Source organism: Streptomyces sp. NPDC030143, assembly GCF_055573695.1.
Window position 1 is genome coordinate 229,501 of sequence record NZ_JBVIAY010000003.1, and the last position, 22,825, is coordinate 252,325.

The 22,825-nt window shown below is 72.8% G+C and carries 18 protein-coding genes; 4 read left to right on the forward strand and 14 right to left on the reverse strand.

Going from position 1 to position 22,825, the window contains the following annotated elements; genetic code table 11:
• Nucleotides 1–19: 19 nt before the first annotated feature.
• Nucleotides 20–1,153, reverse strand: a complete 1,134-nt coding sequence (gene dnaJ, locus ACZ4YY_RS07190; RefSeq protein WP_468284708.1) for a molecular chaperone DnaJ — start codon at nucleotides 1,151–1,153, stop codon at nucleotides 20–22.
• Entirely contained in the window at nucleotides 1,154–2,170 is a 1,017-nt protein-coding gene (gene hrcA / locus ACZ4YY_RS07195; protein ID WP_468284710.1) for a heat-inducible transcriptional repressor HrcA, read from the reverse strand. It abuts the gene before it with no gap.
• A gap of 141 nt (nucleotides 2,171–2,311) precedes the next feature.
• Here hrcA and ACZ4YY_RS07200 point away from each other — a divergent pair, with 141 nt between their 5' ends.
• Together ACZ4YY_RS07200 and ACZ4YY_RS07205 are read left to right on the forward strand one after the other, a co-directional pair.
• A complete protein-coding gene (locus tag ACZ4YY_RS07200; protein WP_468284712.1) occupies nucleotides 2,312–3,046 on the forward strand; it encodes an MBL fold metallo-hydrolase in 735 nt (244 codons plus the stop codon).
• Nucleotides 3,047–3,077: 31 nt separating this feature from the next.
• On the forward strand, nucleotides 3,078–3,878 hold the full coding sequence (locus tag ACZ4YY_RS07205) for a DUF3097 domain-containing protein (protein WP_468284714.1): 801 nt from the start codon (nucleotides 3,078–3,080) through the stop codon (nucleotides 3,876–3,878).
• A 196-nt stretch (nucleotides 3,879–4,074) separates the two neighbouring features.
• Here the strand turns inward: ACZ4YY_RS07205 and hemW are convergent, their stop codons facing one another.
• The 4 genes from hemW to lepA form a co-directional block, all read right to left on the reverse strand.
• A complete protein-coding gene (gene hemW, locus ACZ4YY_RS07210; protein ID WP_468284716.1) occupies nucleotides 4,075–5,307 on the reverse strand; it encodes a radical SAM family heme chaperone HemW in 1,233 nt (410 codons plus the stop codon).
• Nucleotides 5,308–5,337: 30 nt separating this feature from the next.
• Nucleotides 5,338–7,227 (reverse strand): SpoIIE family protein phosphatase, encoded by a 1,890-nt coding sequence (locus tag ACZ4YY_RS07215; protein ID WP_468284718.1) that lies wholly within the window; start codon nucleotides 7,225–7,227, stop codon nucleotides 5,338–5,340.
• 614 nt (nucleotides 7,228–7,841) lie between these two features.
• A complete protein-coding gene (locus tag ACZ4YY_RS07220) occupies nucleotides 7,842–9,719 on the reverse strand; it encodes an AMP-dependent synthetase/ligase (RefSeq protein WP_468284720.1) in 1,878 nt (625 codons plus the stop codon).
• Between the two features lie 201 nt (nucleotides 9,720–9,920).
• On the reverse strand, nucleotides 9,921–11,789 hold the full coding sequence (gene lepA, locus ACZ4YY_RS07225) for a translation elongation factor 4 (protein ID WP_468284722.1): 1,869 nt from the start codon (nucleotides 11,787–11,789) through the stop codon (nucleotides 9,921–9,923).
• Between the two features lie 231 nt (nucleotides 11,790–12,020).
• Between lepA and rpsT the strand changes: the two genes are divergently transcribed.
• Nucleotides 12,021–12,287, forward strand: coding sequence for a 30S ribosomal protein S20 (gene rpsT / locus ACZ4YY_RS07230; protein WP_468284724.1), 267 nt, complete (start codon nucleotides 12,021–12,023; stop codon nucleotides 12,285–12,287).
• A gap of 202 nt (nucleotides 12,288–12,489) precedes the next feature.
• Here the strand turns inward: rpsT and ACZ4YY_RS07235 are convergent, their stop codons facing one another.
• The gene (locus ACZ4YY_RS07235; protein WP_468284726.1) at nucleotides 12,490–12,888 is read right to left on the reverse strand and encodes a nuclear transport factor 2 family protein; all 399 of its coding nucleotides are present in this window, start codon (nucleotides 12,886–12,888) and stop codon (nucleotides 12,490–12,492) included.
• Between the two features lie 102 nt (nucleotides 12,889–12,990).
• Nucleotides 12,991–13,977, reverse strand: a complete 987-nt coding sequence (holA, locus tag ACZ4YY_RS07240; protein WP_468284728.1) for a DNA polymerase III subunit delta — start codon at nucleotides 13,975–13,977, stop codon at nucleotides 12,991–12,993.
• A 762-nt stretch (nucleotides 13,978–14,739) separates the two neighbouring features.
• Here holA and ACZ4YY_RS07245 point away from each other — a divergent pair.
• Nucleotides 14,740–15,924, forward strand: coding sequence for a serine hydrolase domain-containing protein (locus ACZ4YY_RS07245; protein ID WP_468284730.1), 1,185 nt, complete (start codon nucleotides 14,740–14,742; stop codon nucleotides 15,922–15,924).
• A 505-nt stretch (nucleotides 15,925–16,429) separates the two neighbouring features.
• On the opposite strand, the gene ACZ4YY_RS07250 is transcribed toward ACZ4YY_RS07245, so the two are convergent.
• The 6 genes from ACZ4YY_RS07250 to ACZ4YY_RS07275 form a co-directional block, all read right to left on the reverse strand.
• Complete coding sequence (locus tag ACZ4YY_RS07250; RefSeq protein ID WP_468284732.1) at nucleotides 16,430–16,732, reverse strand: site-specific integrase; 303 nt, start codon at nucleotides 16,730–16,732, stop codon at nucleotides 16,430–16,432.
• Nucleotides 16,733–17,178: 446 nt separating this feature from the next.
• Complete coding sequence (locus ACZ4YY_RS07255; protein WP_468284734.1) at nucleotides 17,179–17,424, reverse strand: hypothetical protein; 246 nt, start codon at nucleotides 17,422–17,424, stop codon at nucleotides 17,179–17,181.
• Between the two features lie 244 nt (nucleotides 17,425–17,668).
• Nucleotides 17,669–18,550, reverse strand: a complete 882-nt coding sequence (locus ACZ4YY_RS07260; protein ID WP_468284736.1) for a YceI family protein — start codon at nucleotides 18,548–18,550, stop codon at nucleotides 17,669–17,671.
• Between the two features lie 119 nt (nucleotides 18,551–18,669).
• Nucleotides 18,670–19,536 (reverse strand): arylamine N-acetyltransferase family protein, encoded by an 867-nt coding sequence (locus tag ACZ4YY_RS07265; protein WP_468284738.1) that lies wholly within the window; start codon nucleotides 19,534–19,536, stop codon nucleotides 18,670–18,672.
• 23 nt (nucleotides 19,537–19,559) lie between these two features.
• A complete protein-coding gene (locus ACZ4YY_RS07270; RefSeq protein ID WP_468284740.1) occupies nucleotides 19,560–22,157 on the reverse strand; it encodes a ComEC/Rec2 family competence protein in 2,598 nt (865 codons plus the stop codon).
• Nucleotides 22,158–22,273: 116 nt separating this feature from the next.
• Nucleotides 22,274–22,825 (reverse strand): ComEA family DNA-binding protein (locus tag ACZ4YY_RS07275; protein WP_468284742.1); only part of this gene is annotated, 552 nt, incomplete at its 5' end.

Consider the following 22,825-nt stretch of genomic DNA (forward strand, 5'->3'; position numbering starts at 1 on the left):
CCTTGTCGCCCGGCCTGGGTCAGCGCCCGTTGAACGCGTCCTTCAGCCGCGAGAACAGCCCCTGCTGCCCCGGCTGGAACTGCCCCTGCGGCCGCTCCTCGCCCCGCAGTTTGGCCAGTTCCCGCAGCAGCCGCTCCTGCTCGGGGTCGAGCTTCGTCGGCGTCTGGACCTCGACGTGGACGATCAGGTCGCCGCGGCCGCCGCCGCGCAGATGGGTGACGCCCCGCCCGTGCAGCGGGATCGACTGGCCGGACTGGGTGCCGGGCCGGATGTCGACCTCCTCCAGCCCGTCCAGCGTCTCCAGCGGCACCTTGGTGCCGAGGGCCGCGGCCGTCATCGGGAGGGTGACCGTGCAGTGCAGGTCGTCCCCGCGCCGCTGGAACATCGCGTGCGGCAGCTCGTGGATCTCGACGTACAGGTCTCCGGCGGGACCGCCGCCCGGGCCGACCTCGCCCTCACCGGCGAGCTGGATGCGGGTGCCGTTGTCGACACCGGCGGGGATCTTCACGGTGAGCGTCCGCCGGGAGCGGATGCGGCCGTCGCCGGCGCACTCCGGGCACGGGGTCGGCACGACCGTGCCGAAGCCCTGGCACTGGGGGCAGGGCCGGGAGGTCATGACCTGGCCGAGGAAGGACCGCGTCACCTGCGAGACCTCGCCGCGGCCGCGGCACATGTCGCACGTCTGGGCGCTGGTCCCGGGAGCGGCGCCCTCGCCGCTGCAGGTGGCGCAGACGATCGCCGTGTCGACCTGGATGTCCTTGGTCGTGCCGAAGGCCGCCTCCTCGAGGTCGATCTCCAGCCGGATCATCGCGTCCTGGCCGCGGCGGGTGCGCGAGCGCGGTCCGCGCTGGGACGCCGTGCCGAAGAAGGCGTCCATGATGTCGGAGAAGTTGCCGAAGCCGCCGGCGCCGAAACCGCCCGCGCCGCCGCCCGCCTGCGAGAGCGGGTCGCCGCCGAGGTCGTAGACCTGCTTCTTCTGCGGGTCCGACAGCACCTCGTAAGCGGCGTTGATCTCCTTGAACCGCTCCTGGGTCTTCGGATCGGGGTTGACGTCCGGGTGCAGCTCGCGGGCGAGCCGCCGGAAGGCCTTCTTGATCTCTTCCTGCGACGCGTCGCGGCGCACGCCGAGAACGGCGTAGTAGTCCGTGGCCACCTACGACTCCGCCAGGATCTGTCCGACGTACCGTGCCACTGCGCGTACCGCTCCCATCGTTCCCGGGTAATCCATGCGGGTCGGTCCGACCACGCCGAGCTTGGCGACTGCCTCGCCGCCCGAACCGTAGCCGACCGACACCACCGACGTGGAGTTGAGTCCCTCGTAGGCGTTCTCGTGGCCGATGCGCACGGTCATGCCCGAATCGCCCGCCTCGCCCAGGAGTTTGAGGAGCACGACCTGCTCCTCGAGGGCCTCCAGGACGGGCCGGATGGTGAGAGGGAAGTCATGTCCGAAGCGGGTGAGATTGGCGGTGCCGCCGATCATCAGCCGCTCCTCGTTCTCCTCGACGAGGGTCTCCAGCAAGGTGGAGAGCACCGTCGAGACCGTACCGCGGTCCTCCGCCTCGAAGGCGTCCGGCAGGTCCTCCACCAGACGCGGCACGTCGGTGAAGCGGCGGCCCGCGACCCGGCTGTTCAGCCGCGCGCGCAGATCCGCCAGCGAGGCCTCGCCGAACGGTGCGGGGCAGTCCACCATCCGCTGCTCGACCCGGCCGGTGTCCGTGATCAGCACGAGCATCAGCCGGGCGGGGGCGAGCGACAACAACTCCACGTGCCGCACGGTGGACCGGGTCAGGGACGGGTACTGCACGACGGCGACCTGCCGCGTGAGCTGCGCGAGCAGCCGTACCGTCCGCGCCACGACGTCGTCGAGGTCGACGGCGCCGTCGAGGAAGTTCTGGATGGCCCGCCGCTCGGGGGCCGTCATCGGCTTGACCCCGGCCAGCTTGTCGACGAAGAGGCGGTACCCCTTGTCCGTGGGAATCCGCCCCGCGCTGGTGTGCGGCTGGGCGATGTACCCCTCGTCCTCGAGGGCCGCCATGTCGTTGCGGACCGTCGCCGGGGAGACGCCGAGGTTGTGCCGCTCGGTGAGCGCCTTGGAGCCGACCGGCTCCTCGGTGCCGACGTAGTCCTGGACGATGGCGCGCAGTACCTGGAGCCGTCGTTCACTCAGCATGGGCGCACACACCTCCAGAAGTCGTCCCCTTGCGCCTCGCCTGGCACTCGTCACATCCGAGTGCCAGCGTCCCCCGGGCCAGTGTACGGCGGTGGGGTACACCCGGGGCAAGGTCGGGCCCCGTACGGCTAGCGTCGCGGTATGACGGTGACTTGGGAAGAGCTCGGATGGGAGCGGGTCGCGGCGGGGGTCGGACGGCGACGGCTGCCGGTGTGGGACTGCACGGCCGGGCTGGTCGTCGGGGCCGGGGCGGCGCTGGTGGTGGACGCCGGGTCGAGCCTCGCCGAGGGGGCGGAGCTGCGGGCGGGGGCCGAGCGGCTGACCGGTCACCGTGTGACCCATCTCGCGCTCACCCACCCCCACTTCGATCACGTCCTCGGCGCCGCGGCGTTCACGGGCGCGGAGGTGTTCGCGGCGGTGGGAGCGGAGTCGGTGCTGACGCGGGGCGGCCTCGGGGCCGAGGAGCTGCGGGCGGACGCGGTGCGCAACGGGCTGGACGCGGCGGTGGCCGCTCAGTCCGTGGACGCCCTGGCCCGCCCGCGCCACCCGGTCTCCGGCGAGCGGACGCTCGACCTCGGCGGCGGCCGGCGGGTGCTGCTGGCGAACGTCGGTCCCGGCCACACGGCCCACGACCTGGCGGTGCTGGTCCCGGGCTCGCCGGGGGTCGTCTTCTGCGGCGACCTGGTGGAGGAGTCGGGCGAACCGCAGGCCGGCCCCGACGCCGTCCCGTCCCGCTGGCCGGCCGCCCTCGACCGGCTGCTCGACCTCGGCGGCGAGGACGCGCTGTACGTGCCGGGGCACGGCGCGGTCGTGGACGCGGCGTTCGTGCGGGCGCAGCGGGACGCGCTGGCGTCCCGGTTCGGCGTGTCGCCGTGATCGGCCCCGCGCTTCTCCTATCGTCATCCGAATGCGCCAGTACTCCGCCGATCTGACCCCGCCCTGGAAGAAGCCCCGGCCGGTCCCCGAGGTCCCCGCGGAGCCCGGACTGGTGGTGGAGGAGCCGGGCACCGGTTTCTGCGGTGCGGTGGTCCGCTGCGAGGCGGGCACGGTCACCCTGGAGGACCGCTTCGGCAGACACCGGGTGTTCCCGCTGGAGCCGCGCGGTTTCCTGCTGGAAGGCAGGGCGGTGACGCTCGTACGGCCCGCGTCGGGGCCCACGCGCCCCACCCGGACGGCATCCGGGTCGGTCGCCGTCCCCGGCGCCCGCGCCCGCGTGGCCCGCGCCGGCCGCATCTACGTCGAGGGCCGGCACGACGCCGAGCTGGTCGAGAAGGTGTGGGGCGACGACCTGCGTGTCGAGGGCGTGGTGGTGGAGTACCTGGAGGGCGTGGACGACCTGCCGTCGATCGTCGACGACTTCGCCCCGGGCCCGGACGCGCGCCTCGGCGTCCTGGTGGACCACCTGGTGCCGGGCTCCAAGGAGTGGCGCATCGCACAGCAGGTCACCAGCGAGCACGCGCTGGTGGTCGGGCACCCGTACATCGACATCTGGGAGGCGGTGAAGCCGTCGTCCGTCGGCATCCCCTCCTGGCCCCGCGTCCCGCACGGCCGGGACTGGAAGACGGGCGTCTGCCGCGCGCTCGGCTGGCCCTCGGACAACACCGGTGCCGTGTGGCAGGCGATCCTGGCGCGCGTCGACTCGTACAAGGACCTGGAGCCGGAGCTGCTGGGCCGGGTCGAGGAACTGATCGACTTCGTCACCGCGTAGCCGGCCCGTGGCCACGGGCCGGCTACGCAGGGCACGGCGCCCAGGGGGTGCTTCGAAAGCCCTGTGCGGTGTCCGGTGCGTGCTCTCGGCGTGCCGGACGAAAGCGCTCGTACTGGGGTGCACTCGGGCTTTCGGCCGGTGCGGCGAGAGGGCGTGACGGGCGCCGTGGGTGCTGCGCGGGACTTTCGACACACCCCTAGTCGACCAGGTCCCGCACCACCGCGTCCGCGAGCAGCCGGCCCCGCAGGGTCAGCACGGCCCGCCCCTCCCCGTACGGCTGCTCCTGCAGCAGTCCCTCCGCCAGCGCCCGCCGCGCGGCCGCGAGCCCCGCCACCCGCAGCAGCGCCAGCGGCACGCCCTCGCGCAGCCGCAGCTCCAGCAGGATCCGCTCGACGCGCCGGTCCTCGTCCGAGAGCAGTTCGCGTCCCGCCCCCGGCGACCGCCCCGCCGCCAGTGCCGCCGCGTACGCCCCGGGGTGCTTGACGTTCCACCAGCGCACGCCGCCGACGTGCGAGTGGGCCCCGGGCCCCGCGCCCCACCAGTCCGCGCCGCGCCAGTACAGCTCGTTGTGCAGGCAGCGGCCGGCCCGCGAGGTGGCCCAGTTGGACACCTCGTACCAGTCGTAGCCCGCCGCCGCGAGGGTCTCCTCGGCGATCAGGTAGCGGTCGGCGTGGACGTCGTCGTCCGTCGTCGGGACCTCGCCCCGGCGGATCCGGCGGGCCAGCTGGGTGCCCTCCTCGACGATCAGGGCGTAGGCCGAGACGTGGTCGGGGCCGGCGCCGAGCGCCGCGTCCAGCGACGCCCGCCAGTCGTCGTCGGACTCGCCCGGCGTGCCGTAGATCAGGTCCAGGTTGACGTGCTCGAAGCCGGCCGCGCGCGCCTCCGCCACACACGCCTCGGGGCGCCCCGGGGTGTGCGTGCGGTCCAGTACGCGCAGCACGTGCCGCTTCGCGCTCTGCATGCCGAAGGAGATCCGGTTGAAGCCGCCCCGGCGCAGGACGGCCAGGTACGCCGGGTCGACCGAGTCCGGGTTCGCCTCCGTCGTGACCTCCGCGTCGGCCGCGAGGCCGAACTCGTCGCGGATCGCGCCCAGCATCCGCACCAGGTCACCGGCGGCCAGCAGGGTCGGCGTGCCACCGCCGACGAAAACAGTGCGGACCTCGCGCGGGTCGTCGCCGAGGACCTTCCTGGCCAGCCGGATCTCGTCGATCAGGGTGTCGGCGTAGTTGTCGCGGGAGGCGAGGACTCCGCCCGTGCCGCGCAGCTCGGTGGCGGTGTAGGTGTTGAAGTCGCAGTAGCCGCAGCGGGTCGCGCAGTACGGGACGTGCAGGTAGAACCCGAGGGGGCGGTCGGCGGCGCCGGCGAGCGCGTGCGCCGGGAGCGCGCCGTCGTCGGGGACCGGCTCACCGTCGGGAAGTGCGGAAGGCATGCGTTCCATTGTCCAGCACCCCTGGAGGTCCTACTCCGCCTGCAGCACCAGCAGCGCCAGGTCGTCCTCCGGCGGCTGCCCGCCGAAGTCGTGCACCAGCCGGCGGATGCGCTCGGCGATCAGCTCCGCGTCGAGGCCCGCACAGCCGGCGAGCGCGAGCGCGAGCCCGTCGCCGTCGTCGAACTGGCGTGAACCCGAGCGCCGCTCCGTGACGCCGTCGGTGACGCACAGCAGGCTGTCGCCCGGACGCAGCTCCAGGGTCTCGCTGGTGTACGTCGCGTCCTCGATCACCCCGAGCAGCGTCTGGGGGTGCGCGGCCGTGCTGACCGCGCCGTCGGGGCGCAGCAGCAGCGGCAGGGGGTGACCGGCGGAGGCGAGGGTGCAGCGGACACCGCCGTCGTGGGGGACCAGCTCGCCGTAGAGGAGGGAGAGGAAACGGGTCTGCGGGCCGTCGCCGGGACCGGCGGGGCCCACGAAGGCGCGGGCGGCGGCGTCGGCGGCCTCGGTCGCGTCGTCGAGGAGGAGCTGGTTGAGGCGGTCGAGGACGTCGGCCACGCCGTAGCCCTCGCGGGCGAGCAACCGCAGCCAGGGGCGGGCCAGGCCGATGACGACGGCGGCCTCCGGGCCCTTGCCCTGCACGTCGCCCACGGCGAAGCACCAGCGGCCGTCGCCCGCCGGGAACAGGTCGTAGAAGTCGCCGCTCGGCCCGCCCTGCTCGCGCGGCTCGTGGACGAGGGCGCTGCGCAGGCCGGGGATCTCCGCGACCGCGCCGGGCAGCAGGCCGCGTTGGAGGACGGCGCTGATGGTGGCCTGGCGGGCGTACTGGCGGGCCGCGCCGATGGCGAGCGCCACCCTGCGGCCGAGGTCCTCCACCAGGCCGGTGATCTCATCGGGGAAGCGCAGCAGGCCGGCCCGTCCGATCACCAGGGTGCCGAGCGGTCGGCCGCCCGCGATCAGCCGGTAGGCGAGGGCGGCGCCGCGCGGACCCATCGCGGCGGCGGGCCAGGGGTAGGCGGCGGGGCCGGGGCACAGGCCGTCGGACGGGCTCGGCGGCTCCTTCTCCAGGGCCCGGCGCAGCTCCTCGAGGTGGGTCTCGCTGCCGTGCCAGACGCGGGCGGGCCCGGGCCCTGACCGTAACGCGGCCGGTCCGTCGCCCCGGCCGCTCAGCTCGTCCTCCAGCCACACCGCGCACCAGTCGGCGAGACGCGGCACGATCAGCTGCCCGGTGAGGGCCGCGACCAGCTCCTCGTCGAGCTGTCCGGCGAGCAGGTCGGAGGCCTCGGCGAGGAAGGACAGCGCGCCACGGCCGAGCCAGTCCCGGTCGCGGGCGGTGGGCTGCGGGGCGGGGGCGAGGGCCTCGGCGAGGGTGAGGGCGTCGGCCGGGTCGCCGGCGCCCGCTCCGGGCGGCCGCGGCCCGTCGTCGGTTCCGCGGGGCGGCAGCCGCGCCCACACCGTCTTCACGCCCCTGCGGTACGTCACCCCCCAGGCGTCGGCGAGCGCCGCGACCAGCCGCAGCCCCCGGCCGTACTCCGGAGTCTCGTACGGCGGCTCGGGCACGCCGTCGCGGGGGGCGCGGGAGGGGTGGAGGTCGGAGACCTCCACGACGACCGCGCGGCCGCCGGCCTCCTCCTCCAGCCGGCACACCAGCTCGATGTCGGTGCCGGCGTGCACGACAGCGTTGGTGACCAGTTCGCTGACGACGAGTACCGCGTCCTGGGCGAGGCGGTCGGCGCGTTCGCCGGTGCCGGACAGACCCCGGTCCGCCCACTCCGTCAGCGCCGCGCGGACGAGGTCACGGGCGGCGCCGGGCGCGAGGGAGCCGCCGGCCAGTGTCGCGCGCGTCTGCGCGGGGCCGTCCGCGTGCGCGGGCGCACCGCCGGCCCGGGAAACGGTCTCCCGTTGCGTCGGAATGGCCCCCATGCACAGCTCCCCGGGCAGCTCGGGCGATTACGCCTCGGACAGTGCCGCCAGCGTGACAGACAGCCCCCGCTCCGGTGCGCGGAGTGACGGAAGTGGGCCGGTTCGGGTGAGGGAAGAGGGCGGGATCTGTCCGGTCGGGGAGCGGAGTCAGGTCGGCTTTGAACGGGGCTGAGTGGAAGCGGACGCGCGACCGCGTCGCACGCGGGGGGCCGCGGGGCGCGTTGCGGAGCCGTCGAGGGGGCCCGCCGACGAGGGGCTGAGGGGGCCCCGCCGGCGAGGGGCCGTCGAGGCGGCACGAGGGCGAGGAGACGCGCAGGCACCGCGGGCGAGGAGACGCGCAGGCACCGCGGGGGCGGCGCCGGACGCGAAGTCCGCGACCGTGAGGCCGGAGCGGGTGCCCCTGGTCGCGTCCATGAGGTAGCGAAAGGACCGTGGGATGCGGAGGCTCGGGAGAGACGCCAAGGCACCGTGAATACGCGCCGACATCGCTCAGGGGCCCTTGCACCATGGGCGCCCGGGCCGCGCGGCCTGAGCAAGCGCCCCTGGTGCAAGGCCCCACCCCGAGGCGCGGACGGCCGCGGCGTGCCCGTGGTCGCCCGCTCCGTCGCCCCGGACTACGACTCCCGTGCCCCCGCGTACATCTCGTCGATCAGGTGCTTGTACTCCCGCTCCACGACCGGCCGCTTCAGCTTCAGGCTCGGCGTGATCTCGCCGTGCTCCACGTCCAGGTCGCGGGGAAGCAACCGGAACTTCTTGATCGTCTGCCACCGCTGGAGCCCGGCGTTGAGCTGCTCGACGTACCCCTGGACGAGGGAGACGGTCGCCGGGGCGGCGACCACCTCGGCGTACGACTTGCCGCCCAGGCCGTTCTCCTCGGCCCACGCCAGGATGGACGGCTCGTCCAGGGCGATGAGCGCGGTGCAGAAGTTCCGGTCGGCGCCGTGCACGAGGATGTTCGACACGTACGGGCACACCGCCTTGAAGTGTCCCTCGACCTCGGCGGGCGCGATGTACTTGCCGCCGGACGTCTTGATGAGGTCCTTCTTGCGGTCGGTGATGCGCAGGTATCCGTCGGGCGAGAGTTCGCCGATGTCGCCGGTGTGGAACCAGCCGTCCTGCTCCAGCACCTCGGCGGTCTTGTCGGGCAGCCCGTGGTAGCCCTCCATGATGCCGGGGCCGCGCAGCAGGATCTCGCCGTCGTCGGCGATGCGCACCTCGGTGCCGGGCAGCGGCTTGCCGACCGTGCCGGTGCGGTAGGCCTCACCTGGGTTGACGAAGGAGGCGGCGGACGACTCGGTCAGGCCGTAGCCCTCCAGGATGTGGATGCCGGCGCCGGAGAAGAAGTAGCCGATCTCGGGCGCGAGCGCGGCGGAGCCGGACACACAGGCCCGCAGGTTCCCGCCGAACGCCTCACGGATCTTGGCGTACACGAGCGCGTCGGCGACCTTGTGCTTGGCGCCCAGTCCGAACGGCACCGACGCCGTCCCGGTGCGCCGGAAGTTGTCCTGGGAGACCTTGGCGTACTCGCGGGCGACCTCCGCCGCCCACTGGAAGATCTTGTACTTGGCGCCGCCGCCGGCCCGGGCCTTGGCGGCCACGCCGTTGTAGACCTTCTCGAAGATGCGCGGCACGGCCGCCATGTACGTGGGCTGGACGACCGGAAGGTTGTCGATGATCTTGTCGACGCGGCCGTCGACGGCGGTGACGTGCCCGACCTCGATCTGCCCGGAGGTGAGCACCTTGCCGAAGACGTGCGCGAGCGGCAGCCAGAGGTACTGCACGTCGTCCGGGCCCACCAGCCCGGTCGCGGCGATCGCCTTCGCCATGTACGACCAGTTGTCGTGCGGGAGACGCACGCCCTTGGGGCGGCCGGTGGTGCCGGAGGTGTAGATCAGGGTGGCGAGCTGGTCGCGGCCGATCGCGGCGACCCGCTCCTTGATCAGGTCGGGGTCCTTCTCCAGGCGCGCGGCACCGCGCTTCTCCAGCTCGTCGAGGGTGAGGATCCAGTCCTCCCCGCTCTGAACGCCGGCCGGGTCGACCACGACCACATGGGTGAGCTCCGGGAGGTCGGCACGCTTCTCGACCGCCTTGGCGAGCTGGGCCGCGTCCTCGGCGATCAGCACCCGGCTCTCGGAGTCGGAGAGGATGAAGGCCGACTCCTCGGCGTTGGTCTGCGGGTAGACCGTCGTCGTGGCCGCGCCGGCGCACATGATGCCGAGGTCGGCGAGGATCCACTCGATGCGGGTGGAGGAGGCGAGCGCCACCCGCTGCTCGGGCCGCACGCCCAGCTCGATCAGACCGGCGGCGATGGCGAAGACCCGCTCGGCGGCCTGCGCCCAGCTCAGCGACCTCCAGTCGTCCGGACCCTGCCCGGACGCCGCCGGCACGGGGTGGCGGTACGCCTCCGCGTCCGGCGTGGCCGCGACGCGCTCCAGGAAGAGCCCCGCGACGGACGGCGGACGGTTCTCGATCAGTGTCTGTGTGTCGCTCACGACATCCTCCGGGGGCCCGCGACGATGCGGCTGGCTCAATACGACTGTTGTTTAACTCGCGAGTAACTATCGAGCAGAGATCAGAGTAGAGCGCGACTGGCCAGTGCGTAAGGGGCGACGGACCTCCACTTCCTCCGGATGGCAGACACAGGGCCCGCCGCGCGACGGCGCGGCGGGCCCTGGAAAGCGGTGTCCCGATGGCTATTTCTTGCCCTTTCCGGAGCCCCCGGAGTCGTCGCTGCTCAGGACGGCGATGAAGGCCTCCTGAGGGACCTCCACCGAACCGACCATCTTCATCCGCTTCTTGCCTTCCTTCTGCTTCTCCAGCAGCTTGCGCTTGCGGGAGATGTCACCGCCGTAACACTTGGCGAGGACGTCCTTGCGGATGGCGCGGATGGTTTCGCGGGCGATCACCCGGGAGCCGATGGCGGCCTGGATCGGCACCTCGAAGGCCTGCCGCGGGATGAGCTCGCGCAGCTTGGCGACGAGCCGCACCCCGTAGGCGTACGCGGCGTCCTTGTGGGTGATCGCCGAGAAGGCGTCCACCTTGTCGCCGTGCAGCAGGATGTCGACCTTGACCAGGCTGGAGGTCTGCTCGCCGGTGGGCTCGTAGTCCAGCGACGCGTAGCCGCGCGTCTTCGACTTCAGCTGGTCGAAGAAGTCGAAGACGATCTCCGCGAGCGGGAGGGTGTAGCGGATCTCGACCCGGTCCTCGGAGAGGTAGTCCATGCCGAGCAGGGTGCCGCGCCGGGTCTGGCACAGCTCCATGATCGAGCCGATGAACTCGGTCGGCGCCAGGATGGTGGCGCGCACGACCGGCTCGTACACCTCGCTGATCTTCCCCTCGGGGAACTCGCTCGGGTTGGTGACGACGTGCTCGCTGCGGTCCTCCATGACCACGCGGTAGACCACGTTGGGCGCGGTGGCGATCAGGTCGAGGCCGAACTCGCGCTCCAGCCGCTCACGGATCACGTCCAGGTGGAGCAGGCCGAGGAAGCCGACGCGGAAGCCGAAGCCGAGGGCGGCCGAGGTCTCCGGCTCGTAGACCAGCGCGGCGTCGTTGAGCTGGAGCTTGTCCAGGGCCTCGCGCAGCTCGGGGTAGTCGGAGCCGTCCAGCGGATACAGACCGGAGAAGACCATCGGCTTCGGGTCCTTGTACCCGCCGAGGGCCTCCGTCGCGCCCTTCGCCTGGCTGGTGACGGTGTCGCCGACCTTGGACTGGCGGACGTCCTTCACACCGGTGATCAGATAGCCCACCTCGCCGACGCCGAGGCCGTCGGCCGACAGCATCTCCGGCGAGTTGGTGCCGATCTCCAGCAGCTCGTGGGTGGCGCCGGTGGACATCATCCGGATCCGCTCGCGCTTGTTGAGCTGGCCGTCGATGACACGGACGTACGTGACCACGCCCCGGTAGGAGTCGTACACGGAGTCGAAGATCATCGCGCGGGCGGGCGCGTCCTTGACGCCGACCGGCGGCGGGATCTCGCGGACGACCTTGTCGAGCAGCGCGTCGACGCCGACGCCGGTCTTCGCGGAGACCCGCAGCACGTCACCGGGGTCGCAGCCGACCAGGTTGGCGAGCTCCTCCGCGAACTTCTCGGGCTGCGCGGCCGGCAGGTCGATCTTGTTCAGCACGGGGATGATCGTGAGGTCGTTCTCCATCGCCAGGTAGAGGTTGGCGAGGGTCTGCGCCTCGATGCCCTGGGCGGCGTCGACGAGGAGGACGGTGCCCTCGCAGGCGGCGAGCGACCGCGAGACCTCGTAGGTGAAGTCGACGTGCCCGGGGGTGTCGATCATGTTGAGGATGTGCGTGGTGCCGGGGTCCGTGGTCGGGGCCCACGGCAGACGCACCGCCTGGGACTTGATCGTGATGCCGCGCTCACGCTCGATGTCCATGCGGTCGAGGTACTGAGCACGCATCTGCCGCTGCTCGACCACACCGGTCAGCTGGAGCATCCGGTCGGCGAGCGTGGACTTGCCGTGGTCGATGTGCGCGATGATGCAGAAGTTGCGGATCAGAGCCGGGTCGGTACGGCTCGGCTCGGGCACATTGTTAGGGGTCGCGGGCACGCAGGGTCCTGTCTCTTGAGGCGCCTTATGCCTCGGGTCGGATCGATACGTAGTCTCCATGGTCCCACGGGCGGCGACCGGGAACCGGTTTGGGCTGTTCTCCGGGCCACTGGTAGCCTGGGTCGCTGTGTCTCATGTCCTCTCAGCACGAGGCACGTCTCAGAAATCACCCGGTACCGGATCCGTGCGGCACCCGTGCGGCCCCGTGCCTGAACCTGAAAAGGCTCATTCGTGGCGAACATCAAGTCCCAGATCAAGCGGATCAAGACCAACGAGAAGGCTCGGCTGCGCAACAAGGCCGTCAAGTCCTCCCTGAAGACCGCGATCCGCAAGGCCCGTGAGGCCGCCGCCGCCGGTGACGTCGCGAAGGCCACCGAGCTCCAGCGCGCTGCTGCGCGTCAGCTCGACAAGGCCGTCGCCAAGGGCGTCATCCACAAGAACCAGGCCGCCAACAAGAAGTCGGCGCTTGCTTCCCAGGTCGCGTCCCTCCAGGGCTGAACTCCTCACCTGGACTGATCGCCGGCAGGACCTCGGGCGGGCCCTCTCTCATCCGCCCCCGGCCGGCACCCAGAGCTCGTCCGCGGCCTGCGTTCGCCACGCGGGGACGAGCTCGAAACGCTTGATCCGAAGGCCCCGGCCCCTCTCCCTTCCCCAGGGCGGGAGCCGGGGCCTTCGGCATGCCGTGCGCCCGCGGCGGTGGTCACGACCAGAACTCGTTGCTCTTGTCCATGTCCGCGACACACTCGTCGAGGTCGCTGATCTTGTCCCCGACGATCCGGAAGACGATGCCGCCCATCTCGTCGAGGTGCTTGTCGCCCCGGTCCGCGGTGGCGTGGTGCACGGACATCGCGTGTCCACGGCCGTCGACGAAGATGTTGCGCGGCTCGACGCGGAACGAGCCGCCCGTTTCCGAGGCGAGCCGGCCGTAGTAGTCGCGGAGGACCGAGTCGACCCCCTTGTAGTCCCCGGAGAGCGGATGCGAACCGGGCACATGGTGGGTGCAGTCCCCGGTCATCATGCCGCGCAGGGTGTCCATGTCCCCGCGCTGGAACGCCTCGTAACCCTCGCGGACGAGCCTGGCGTGCGGGTGCTCAGCCATGGCGATCGCCACCCTTCCGTGTTCGGCGATGACGGCTGACCCTTCCGATTCTCCTCGCCGCACACGGCGCGGCCACTGGATCACCCGGCGGAGGTGAGGCCCCTACCGCCCGCGGGACCGCGCCGCCCGGGCGATCGTCACGACCGCCTTCTCCAGCGCGTACTCGGGGTCGTCCCCGCCGCCCTTCACCCCCGCGTCCGCCTCGGCCACCGCCCGCAGGGCGATCGCGACCCCGTCCGGCGTCCAGCCGCGCATCTGCTGGCGCACCCGGTCGATCTTCCACGGCGGCATGCCCAGCTCCCGCGCGAGATCGGCCGGCCGGCCACCGCGCGCGGAGGACAGCTTCCCGATCGCCCGCACGCCCTGCGCCAGCGCACTGGTGATCATCACGGGCGCGACCCCGGTGGACAGCGACCAGCGCAGCGCCTCCAGGGCCTCCGCGGCCCGCCCCTCGACCGCCCGGTCGGCGACCGTGAAGCTCGACGCCTCGGCCCGCCCGGTGTAGTAGCGTCCGACGATCGCCTCGTCGATCGTCCCCTCGACGTCCGCGACGAGCTGCGACACGGCGGAGGCCAGCTCCCGCAGGTCGCTGCCGATCGCGTCGACGAGCGCCTGGCAGGCCTCGGACGTCGCCGACCGGCCGGTCGCCCGGAACTCGCCCCGCACGAAGGCCAGCCGGTCCGCCGGCTTGGTCATCTTCGGACAGGCCACCTCCCGCGCCCCCACCTTGCGCGCGGCGTCGAGCAGCCCCTTGCCCTTGGCCCCGCCCGCGTGCAGCAGCACGAGGGTGATCTCCTCGGCGGGCGACCCGAGGTAGGCCTTCACGTCCTTGACCGTGTCGGCGGACAGGTCCTGCGCGTTGCGCACGACCACCACCTTGCGCTCGGCGAAGAGCGAGGGGCTGGTCAGCTCGGCGAGCGTGCCGGGCTGGACCTGCTCGGGGGTCAGGTCCCGTACGTCCGTGTCGGCGTCGGCGGCCCGGGCGGCGGCCACCACCTCCTGCACGGCACGGTCGAGGAGCAGGTCCTCCTGGCCCACGGCGAGCGTCACCGGGGCGAGAGGGTCGTCATTCGCGGTCTTCCTGGCCATCGGGACAAGCATGGCACGGGCCACTGACAACGAAGTCCCCCCGCCGAGCCCACGGCAGGACCGGCGCCCGCGGCTCCTTCATCGGCGACGGCCCGGGGAACTCGGCGGCTCGGACGGCGGGCTCGGCGGTACGGGCGGCGGGCCGCGGTACGGGCGGCGGGCTCGGCGGCTCGGGCGACGGGCTCGGCGGCTCCGGCGGCGGGCTCGGCGGCTCCGGCGGCGGGCTCGGCATCGGCGGCTCCGCGGCTCCCGGCTCCCGGCTCCCGGCTCCCGGCTCCCGGCTCCCGGCTCCCGGCTCCCGGCAACGGCTGTGCCACGGCCGGCGCCTCCGAGGCGCCACGGACTTCCCCCCGCGCAGCCCACGGCAAGGCCGACGCACGCGGCTCCGTCACCAGTGACGACCCCGGCGACGGCTCGGGATCGGCGGTACGCGCGGCGGGCTCGACGGCCCGACGGCCCGGGCGGCGGGCTCGACGGCCCGGGCGCCGGGCTCGCGGCTCCGGCAACGGCTGTGCCACAGCCGACGCCCCCGAGGCGCCTTTTCCGGACTAAGGAAACGATCAAGGTGGAGGCTCCTTCGACAAGAGAGCGGTCCCGTCTGACGGCGGGACCGCTCGGTGGTGTTGGATTCGCGAACCGTCACACCGCGCTCGGCAGATCGACGCCAGACTGGCGACGGCCCGCGCTGGGGGGTTATCCCCCGTTCCGATCTCGGGGTGCGCCGGATCGCGCCCCGGTGGGGGGCGAAACTAGCGTCCAGCCATGACTTCGACTCTGCGAAAGCACCTGGTCATGGCACTCGGTGTCGCTACACTGCTCGCCGCCGAGGTGGTCCCCGCCATCGCTCAGCCCGCCGGTCCCTCCCCTGTGGAGCAGTTACGCCGGGACACCAAGGCGATCCACGCCCTCGGTGTGAGCGGTGTGCAGGCCCGCGTGATCGCGCCTGACGGTCGGCAGTCAGTCGCCACCAGCGGTACCGCCGACCTGAACACCGGCCGCCCGGTCTCTTCCGGCGGTTACTTCCGCATGGCCAGCACGTCCAAGACGCTGGTCGCCACGGTGGTCCTCCAGCTGGAGGCCGAGGGCAGGCTGTCCCTGGCCGACACGGTCGACCACTGGCTGCCAGGAGTGGTGCGGGGCAACGGCAACGACGGCAGTCAGATCACCATCCGCCACCTGCTCCAGCACACCAGCGGCATCCGGGACGCCCTGCCCGGATACACCACGCCGAAGGAGTACTACCAGCAGCGCCACAACATCTACGAACCCGAGCAGCTGGTCGACCTCGCCATGGCCCATGAGCCGGAGGACTTCTTGCCCGGCAAGGGCTGGGCGTACTCCAACACCGGCTACGTCCTGCTCGACATGATCATCCACAAGGCCACCGGCCACCCCGCTCACCAAGAGATCAAAAACCGCATCCTGCGTCCGCTGGGCCTCGACCAGACCCGGTGGATGGGCACCTCGCCCACCCTGCCCCGGCCCCACGCCCAGGCTTACCAGCTCTTCGGCCCCGGTTCCCGGGTGAATGTCACCGACCAGATACCCGTGGACTACGCGAACCTTTCGTGGGTCACGACCACTCGGGATGAGAACCGCTTCTTCCGCGCGCTGCTCGACGGCCGCCTACTACCGGCACGGCAGCTGGCCAAGATGAAGCAGACCGTCCCCGTGAGCGCGAAGGTCCAGGAGCTGTGGCCCAAGGGCCGATACGGTCTCGGCCTGGTCGAACGCCCCCTGGGATGCGGAGGAACCTACTGGAGCCACGAGGGCGGGGACGGCGGCTACATCACCCTCAACGGCGTCACCGATGACGGGCGTCGAAGCGCTGTGGTCTCCATGTCCGAGGCCCGCGGCGACACCAAGGAGCACATACTGCAGCAGGAGAACGCGGCCAGCGCCCTGATCGACCACGCACTGTGCGCCAGGGACTCCAGCACCCCGTGAGGGGAGGTCTCGTCGCTGTGGGCGGTGAGCTCAGCGCGGCGCTCCGCTGGTGACGCAGACCAGCGCGGCGCACCCCCTTGCCTCTCACGGCCCCTTTTCGGCTCACCCCGGCGATGGCCCGTCTTCGCCGTCCACGCTGCCCCTGTCAGCCCTGACGCGCTGACTTCTCCGGTCTCGGGCAGCCGGTAGGGAACCAGCGCCAGATGCGTTAGTTCCGTCAGTTCCTCGGCACGCACTCCGGTGTGCCGTAGGGTCTCGATGACCGCCCAGGACCAGAAGGCGTCGTCCTCCACGAGGCTCTGGTTGATCCGCCGTCCGGTGGTACCGACCGGTCTGATGTAGACGTGCGGCGAGCCGTGGTCCAGCCGGCTGGGTACCTGGTTCACCTTCAGCAGCTCCCGCAGGTAACTCGTCCCATCGTGCTCGAAGACCCCGTCGAAGGGGGTGGCTCGAGCGGCCTCCAGCAGGGCAGCGGCCTCGCGGTGTACTCGCTCGGCCGTCTGGATCAGCAGCGGGAGGTGGGGGAGCCGTTCGCGCACCCGTTGGTGCATGCGTGCGGTGGCGTGATCGGGTTGATGGTGCCCGCCGTCGCGGCGGACACCGTCCGCGCAGCGTTGGGGACCTTGACCGTCGTCCCCAGCCACAACGCGAAGTCCCGTCCTTCGGCCGGAGTGGCCTGGTTCCACGGAACGTCGACCACCCGCAGCCACCGCCACCACCGCAGCAGGTCGAAGGCATAGCTGCGGACACTTCCGGGCCGGTTGTACCGGGCGACGACATCGATCAGATACCGGCGTACCGGCTCCACCGCTCTCCCCTCCTCATCGAAGACCAGCCATGGCACTACGCCCTGGTTCGCGGCAACGCGGCCCCACCGCGGCAGGCGAATCAAACGGACATCACGCGAGTAGTAGCCCAACTCCGTTGCGCTCCTTGCTCGTTCGGAAGCGCACCATCGACTACGCCGCTTGGGTGACGCACCCCGGCTCGGCGAGTCCTTCGGTAGTCCGGTCAACACCTCACGAACTTCCCCCCGCGCAGCCCACGGCAAGGCCGACGCACGCGGCTCCGTCACCAGTGACGACCCCGGCGACGGCTCGGGCTCGGGCGGCCCGGGCGGCGGCCTCGGGGGCTCGGGGGCTCGGGCGGCTCGGCGGCTCGGGCGACGGGCTCGGCATCGGCTGCTTCGGCGGCTCCGCGGCTCCGCGGCTCCGGCGGCGGTTGTGCCGCCGGCGTCCCCGAGGCGGCGGCCGCCTACGGCTCTTCCCGCCACCCCTCCCACTCCTGCGCGAACGCGTCCAACTCCCCCGCGTCGAGCCGCCCCTCCTCGTCCCGCAGGACCACCAGCCACTGCGCGTCCTCCGCGTCGTCCTCCCCGGCCAGCGCGTCCCGGACGACCTGCGGCTCCTCCCGCACCCCGAACCGCTCCCCGAGTGCCTCCACCACTTCCTCGGCGGAGTCGCGGTCGGGCAGCACCAGCACATGTCTCACGTAGCTCACCCGGTCATTTTCCGGCACGCCCACCCCACGGCCCGCCGGAGGTCCGCCTCAGCGCTTCGACACGGCGTCCACCTCGACACCCTCAGCTCCCGGCCCGAGGCCTGCCTCAGCCCCTGGGCCCGAAGCCCGCCTCAGCCCCCTCTGCACGGCGTCCACCTCGACGCCTCAGCTCCCGCCCGCAGCCCGCCCGCCTCAGCCTTTGGGCGCGGCGGTCCACCTCGGCCCCTCGGGCACAGGGTCCGCCTCAGGCCTTCGGCACGATCTGCACGTCCAGGTCGATGCGGATGCTCGGCCCCACCACGGCGATCCCCCGCGCCAGCATCGTCTGCCAGCTCACGGTGAAGTCGTCCCGGTGCAGCTCCGTGCGCGCCCGGCAGGCGGCCCGCACCTCGCCCTCCATTCCGGTGCCCAGCCCGAGGTACTCGGTGTCGAGGGTGACCGTCCGCGTCACGCCGTGCAGCGACAGCGCCCCGGTGACGGCCCACCGACCACCGCCCCGGTGCACGAACCGCTCGCTGTAGAACTCGAGCGTCGGGAACCTCGCCACGTCCAGGAAGTCCGCCGACCGCAGATGGTCGTCGCGCATCCTGACGTTCGTGTCGATGGACGCAGCGTCGATCACCACGTGCATCGCCGACTGCTCCACCCGCTCACCGATCCGCACCGCCCCCGCGAACGCGTTGAACCGCCCGTGAACGCGGGCGAGCCCGATGTGCCGCGCGGTGAAACCGATCGTGGAGTGCGTCGGCTCGATCTCCCAGTCGCCCGGCGCGGGAAGCTCCGGCGGCCGGGCGACCTGGAGCGTCACGTCCCCGAGCGAGGCCAGCGCGTTCTCCCCGACGGTCGCGGTCGCCCGGTACGGCGTGTACCCCTCGGCGGACACCGCGAGCCGGTACTCCCCCGCCGGCACCGTCGTCACGAACGACCCGTACGGATCGGTCCCGCCGCTCACGATCCTGCGCCCCTTCGTGTCGCTCACCGCGAACTCCGCGTGCGGCACCGGCTCGTGGACGGGGTCCAGGACCCGACAGCTCAGCACACCGGCGGTCGCCGGAGTGTGGACCGCCGCGAGGGGACTCACTTGTTGCACCCGATTCGTACGGTTTCCCAGCCAACGGCCCAACATCGACGACACCCCTGTGCGACTTGACCTCACCTGTTGCCGAAGACGCATTCGATCACCGATGCGGCTTTCGGGGCAACACGAGCCCACATCGCGGGAAAGTCCGTTCCGACCCCGTGACGCTACCTCCGCCCCGTCACCTCCGGCACCCGCTCCAATTCGATCCCGAACCGCTCCCGGTACGCCGCCAGTACCTCCTGGTCCTCCGTCAACTCCTCTGCCCGCACCGTCCCGTCGGGCGCGGTCACCTTCAACCGCCGTCCCCCCAGCGTCACCCTCCCGCCGTCGTCCGTGATCCGCGAGCACACCAGCGACCGGGTGAAGTGCGCGGTGGGAGAGGTCATCTGCCACCACACACCGATCACGAAGTCCTCGAGTGCCCGCGGCCGCAGCTCCAGCCGGTACTCGGGCCTGCCGTTACGGATGACGTCCAGGTCGGTGCCCCGGGCCGACCCGTTCTCACCCGCCGACCCGGTCTCCCCTGCCGGCCCGGCTTGCCCGGTCTCCCCCGCCGGGTCCGGCCCCGCCTCGGCGATCCGGAACACCCCACCGGGCTCCACCTGTTCCCCCCGCTCCGCGAATTTCAGCGGATGGTGGCTGTGCTCACCGAACCCGACGTCCGCCAGCCACTCGCTCCCGTCCTCCGCCCCCACCCTCAGCGCGAGATGGTCGTACGGGACACCGAGCCGTCCCTCCTCCCCGTACACCCGCGCCGCGAGCAGGGTGACCCGGTACCCGAGCGCGCCGAGCAGCGCCGCGAACGCCCCGTTCAGCTCGTAACAGAACCCTCCTCTCCGCGCGCCCACCAGCTTGTCCAACAGCCGCTTCTCCTCCAGCACGATCTCCTCGCCGAGATGGATCGACAGGTTCTCGAACGGCACGCTCCGCAGGTGGCGCAGATGCAGATCGTGCAGGGCCTCGGCGGTGGGCCGTGCGGGGCGCTCGGCCCCCAGGCGGCGAAGGTAGGCGTCAACCTGTGCGGGATTCATGCCTTCAGTCTCCCGCCCGAGGATCACCGCAACCCCCCGGTCACACGCACTCCCTCCCCCTCACCGGTCACGGCCAGCGCCCCCTCCCGGTCCGTGCGCAGCACCACCGCGCCGGTGGCGCGCAGCGCCGCGACCGTGCTGGGCGAGGGATGTCCGTACGGGTTGTCCGCGCCGCAGGAGATCAGCGCCACCCGGGGTGCCACCACACGCAGGAGACCCGGGTCCTGGTAGGCCGACCCGTGGTGCGCCACCTTCAGTACGTCGACCCCGCCCAGCAGCGCGGCCGCCGGCGACCGCGCCAGCGCCCGCTGGGCCGGTGGTTCGAGGTCGCCGAGCAGCAGCATCCGCAGCCCGGCGGACCGCACCAGCAGCGTCACGCTGGCGTCGTTCGGCCCCTCCGGCTCCGGTACCCCCCGCGCCGGGAGCCCGGGCGGCCACGGCCCGCCGGGGCGGGTCCGGGAGCTCGGGGGCGGCCACAGCACCTCCCAGTCGAGGTCCCCGAGCCGCCGCCGCTCCCCGACCACGGCCCGCTCCACCGGAACCCTCCGGTCCCGTGCCTCCTTCCGCACGAACTCCACCTGGTCCACGGGTTCCTCGAATCCGGTGGTCTCGATCGCGCCGACCGCCCGCCCCCGCAGCACCCCCGGCAGTCCCGCCACATGGTCGGCGTGGAAGTGGGTGAGCACGACGAGCGGGATCCTGGTGATGCCGAGGGTGCGCAGACACCGGTCGACGAGGGCCGGGTCCGGTCCGGCGTCCACCACCACTCCCGTGCCCTCGCCCGCCGCGAGCACCGTCGCGTCCCCCTGGCCGACGTCGCACATCGCCAGACGCCAGCCCGGTGGCGGCCAGCCCGTGATCACGCGGGTCAGCGGCGGCGGCTGCACCACCACGAGCAGCAGCAGCGCCCCGCAGAAACCGCACAGCCACGGGTGCCCCGTCAGCCGGCGGCCGAGCAGCACCACCCCGGCCGTGGTGAGGGCGAGCAGCAGCGCCCCGCCCCAGCCGCCGGGCCAGTCCACTCCCGCACCGGGCAGCGCCGCGCCGGTCCGCGCGACCCCGGCGATCCACCCGGCCGGCCAGCTCGCGCACCAGGCCAGCGCCTCGGCCACGGGCATCACGACGGGCGCCGTCGCCAACGTGGCGAAGCCCAGCACCGTGGCCGGCGCCACCGCGAACTCCACGAGCAGATTGCAGGGCACCGCCACCAGACTCACCCGCGCCGACAGCACCGCCACGACCGGCGCACAGACCGCCTGCGCGGCTCCGGCAGCCGCCAGGGCCTCGGCGAGTCGCGGAGGAACCCGCCGCCGTCGCAGCGCGGCACTCCAGCGCGGCGCCAGCGTCAGCAGCGCCCCCGTGGCCAGGACCGACAGCAGGAACCCGTAGCTCCTGGCCAGCCACGGGTCGTACAGCACCAGCAGCAGGACCGCGGCCGCCAGGGCCGGGATCAGGGATCTGCGGCGGCCGGTCGCGAGGGCCAGCAGCACGACGGCTCCGCAGGCCGCCGCCCGCAGCACACTCGGGTCGGGACGGCACACCACGACGAACCCGAGTGTGAGCACTCCGCCGAGCAGCGCGGTCGCCCGGAGGGGAATGCCCAGGCGCGGTGCCAGTCCGCGCCGCTCGACGAGCTGGGCCATGCCGGGCGGCCCCAGCAGCAGCGCCAGCATGATCGTGAGGTTGCTCCCGGACACGGCCAGCGTGTGGGCGAGGTCCGTCTCCTTGAAGGCCTCGTCCAGTTCTGGAGTGATCCGTGAGGTGTCCCCGACGACCAACGCCGGCAGCAGCGCCCGCGCGTCCGCGGGGAGTTCGTCGGTGGCCGCGCGCAGTCCCGCCCGCAACCGGCCCGCCACACGCTGAGCCGCCGACGGTTCCCGCACGACTGCCGGACCCGCCGGATACCGCACCCGCAGCACGGCGGCGATCCGGTCCGCGCCGGTCAGCGCGGGGGCCAGCCGCCCGGTCACCCGCACCCGGGTGGACGGCAGCAGCCCGAGCCACGCCTCCCCCGTAGGCGGACGGACCGACCCCACAGGCCCGCCGACGTGCCGCCCCTCCCGTCCTTCGCGCCACCGCCCCTCCCGCTCGGCATCGACGACCACGAGCACCGGCGCCCGGGTCGCCACCGCCGCACCGTCCGTCGTTTCGACCTCGCGCACCTCCGCGTCGATCAGCACCGCTTCCGGGGTGACGTGGTCCCCTTTCACACGGGGCCGTGACCGGCGCGGGTCGGAGGTGATCTCGACCTCCGCGGTGACGGTGGCGTACTCCCGCGCCAGCCCGGGCACCGGCCCGCGCCGCAGGTCGGCCCCGTGCAACCCGGCGGAGGCCGCGGCCCCTGCCGCGCAGAGAAGGACCGCGGCGCCGGTCGTCCGCGTCCAGCCGCGCCGCCGTCCCTGCGGCCGTCCCGCCCGCGCCCCACCCCACCGCAGGCCCAGGAGAACACCGGCCGCGCCCACGCAGACGAGCACCACACCGACCACCATCCTCGGCGACACGCCCAGCGTCCACGCCGCCGTCGCCCAGGCGGCGAGCGCGGGCGGGACGAGCCGCAGGTCCGCCGGCCCTTCCTGACGCGGGTGGGCCGCACCCAGCCGGTTCCCGGAAGAGATGTGCACGGGTCGCCGGGGACGCGGGCGGGAGCCCGGGCCGGCCCGGGGACCCGGGTCCACCGGCGGGATGGAGCCGTAGGGGCGGCCGGACGGCCCGCGGGCAGGGAGGGCGTCGTCCCCGCTCACGGCCGCACCAGATGCCGCAGATCGGCGAAGCGCCGCTCGCCGATGCCGTTCACCTCACGCAGTTCGTCCACCGAGCGGAATCCGCCGTGCTGCGTGCGGTGGTCGACGATGTGCCGCGCCAGAACGGGACCCACGCCCGGAAGCGCGTCGAGCTGCTCCACGGTGGCCGTGTTGAGGGAGATGGGGGACGACGGCACCGCGGCCGCCGCGCCGCCCACCGGACCTGTGCCAAGGCCAGGGCCTGCGCCCACCGCGGGTACACCCACGACGACCTGTTCCCCGTCCACCAGGAACCGGGCCCGGTTGAGGCCGTCGGTGTTCGTGCCCGGCCGCACTCCGCCGGCCGCGCTCAGGGCGTCGACCACCCGCGCCCCCGCCGGAAGCCGGTGGATCCCGGGCTTGTGCACCTTGCCGCTGACGTCCACCACGATCTCGCCGGCCGGCGCGGCCACCCTTCCCTCCCTTCCATGCAACGCCTGCCGGGGAGCGGACACCCACCACCCGCCCCGCCCCCCCTCCCCCCAAAGAGCGGACGCCCACACCCCCCC

Excerpts from the sequence above, each read along its gene's own strand:
- ACZ4YY_RS07245 (WP_468284730.1), top strand. The coding sequence starts at position 14,740 with ATGACTTCGACTCTGCGAAAGCACCTGGTCATGGCACTCGGTGTCGCT.
- ACZ4YY_RS07260 (WP_468284736.1), bottom strand. The coding sequence starts at position 18,550 with ATGTTGGGCCGTTGGCTGGGAAACCGTACGAATCGGGTGCAACAAGTG.
- hemW (WP_468284716.1), bottom strand. The coding sequence starts at position 5,307 with ATGCCTTCCGCACTTCCCGACGGTGAGCCGGTCCCCGACGACGGCGCG.
- ACZ4YY_RS07265 (WP_468284738.1), bottom strand. The coding sequence starts at position 19,536 with ATGAATCCCGCACAGGTTGACGCCTACCTTCGCCGCCTGGGGGCCGAG.
- holA (WP_468284728.1), bottom strand. The coding sequence starts at position 13,977 with ATGGCCAGGAAGACCGCGAATGACGACCCTCTCGCCCCGGTGACGCTC.
- hrcA (WP_468284710.1), bottom strand. The coding sequence starts at position 2,170 with ATGCTGAGTGAACGACGGCTCCAGGTACTGCGCGCCATCGTCCAGGAC.
- ACZ4YY_RS07200 (WP_468284712.1), top strand. The coding sequence starts at position 2,312 with ATGACGGTGACTTGGGAAGAGCTCGGATGGGAGCGGGTCGCGGCGGGG.
- ACZ4YY_RS07215 (WP_468284718.1), bottom strand. The coding sequence starts at position 7,227 with ATGGGGGCCATTCCGACGCAACGGGAGACCGTTTCCCGGGCCGGCGGT.
- ACZ4YY_RS07235 (WP_468284726.1), bottom strand. The coding sequence starts at position 12,888 with ATGGCTGAGCACCCGCACGCCAGGCTCGTCCGCGAGGGTTACGAGGCG.
- ACZ4YY_RS07205 (WP_468284714.1), top strand. The coding sequence starts at position 3,078 with ATGCGCCAGTACTCCGCCGATCTGACCCCGCCCTGGAAGAAGCCCCGG.